Origin of the sequence: Corallococcus sp. 4LFB (genome assembly GCF_046520365.1) — a bacterium.
GTDB classification, from domain to species: Bacteria; Myxococcota; Myxococcia; order Myxococcales; family Myxococcaceae; genus Corallococcus; species Corallococcus caeni.
Map to the genome: position 1 here is coordinate 1 of NZ_JBKGHJ010000922.1, position 1,716 is coordinate 1,716.

The window sequence follows — 1,716 nt, forward strand, 5'->3', positions numbered from 1 at the left end:
GCGTCCCGTGCCTCCGGGGCAGCGGCCTCCGACCGCTCCTGGGGTTCCGGGGGGCGCACCGCGGGCGCGCGTCCGATGGGGCCTCCCGGTATGCCGGGAGCCGCACCGCCGAATGCCGCGCAGGGAAGGCCGGGAGGCCCGCCGCCTCCGCCTGGAGCGCCACCGCGCCAGCGACCTCCGTCTGGAGCCATGCCCCCGGTTGCCGTTGGCGCCATGGGCGCCGTGCCTCCTCCGGGTGTGCCGGCGTCCGTTCCGCCGCCGCGTCCAGGCGCGGTGGGGCCCGTGGCCGCGCCTCCTCCGGAGAACCCGGCTGCTGCGTCTGTCCAAGGGCAGGCTGGCCCAATGACTACCGCTCCCGGGAGCGTGCCGCCCGCCATGGCTGACGGCTCGGTCGGGACGGCGAATGCCTCTCAGGGCGGTGCTCCAGCCGTCGCGCCTCAAGGCCCGTCTGGTGGAACGAATGCCACCCTGGGGCCTACTCCAGACGTCCAGGCTTCGTCCGAACCCATCACTGACCTCGCGAAGGCACCGGTAGGGATTGCCGGGGCTGAGACGGCGGCCTCGAAGCCTGTCGTCGAGCTGTCTTCCGGCGCGGCCCAGCCCCCCGTGGCTCAAGCAGTCACGGCCTCGGACGTCCCGGCCGCCAGTGGAGGGGGGTTGGACCTTGGAGGAACGTGGGCGGATGCGTTCTCGGACGTCCCTTCCGCGAAGCAGGCCGCACCGGATGCCCCGTCGGACGCGAAGGAGAAGGCTGCCACCGCTCGGCCTTCCCAGTCGTCATCGCTGTCCGAGCTGGTGCTGGATGCCGAGTTCATCGATGACGCCGACGTCAGCCTGAGCCCCGAGTCGTTCGACTCCGCGCCTGTCGCAGCCGAAGCCGTGAAGGCCCCCGAAACCGAGGCGGCCCTGACCGGGGATGATCTCTCCGACGACGACATCCTCGAAGCCGCGGACGCCGTGTCCGCGGAGCCGCCCAAGGCCGCCGTTGCCGAGGCCTCGGACGTCCTCGAAGACGTGGACGTGATGTCCGCCGAGCCGCACGAAGAGGCCAAGGCACCCGAAGCCACGGACGTCCTCGAAGACGTGGACGTGATGTCCGCGGAGCCGCACGAAGAGGCCAAGGCCCCCGAAGCCACGGGAGTCCTCGAAGACGTGGACGTGATGTCCGCCGAGCCGCACGCGGCCCCGTCGACTCCCGAGCCGGAGCCGGTCCTGGCCGCGGCTCCCGAAGCACTCACGCCCACGGCTGAATCGAAGGACGCCCCTCCGCCGGAGCCCAGCTCCCCACCGGCCATCGCTGACGCTCCGAAGTCCGATGGGCTGTTGGAGGCGATGGAGTTCGAGGGCCTCCCGGAACCGCCCGCCGCTGTCGAAGTCGCGAAGCCGGAGCCTCTGCCCCCTGAAGCGGATCAACCTGCGCGGCCGGAGCCCGTGGAAGCCCCAACGGCGTCTGTCATTGCCGCGCCGGCCACGCAGGACGCCGAAGCGGACGCGCTCGAATTCAGCTTGGCGGGAGACTCGCCCGCGCCCTCCGCCACGCCTGCTGAACCCGCCGAGTCCTGGCAGGTCGCCGCCGCCCCCAAGGCCGACGCGGTGGCCCCGGCGCCTCCGGAGGAGCCCCCCAGCCCCGCGCCCACCGAGGAGCGCCGGACCGACCTGCCCCCGGAGTTCGAGGTCGCCCTCGTCTCCAGCGCGGAACCCGCCCTCAAGCCCGTG

1 pseudogene is annotated in these 1,716 nt (G+C 72.9%); it reads left to right on the forward strand.

The features are described from left to right. Positions 1-657: 657 nt before the first annotated feature. Positions 658-1,716 (forward strand): annotated as a pseudogene (locus ACLEQD_RS42820) (hypothetical protein); the annotation flags it as partial.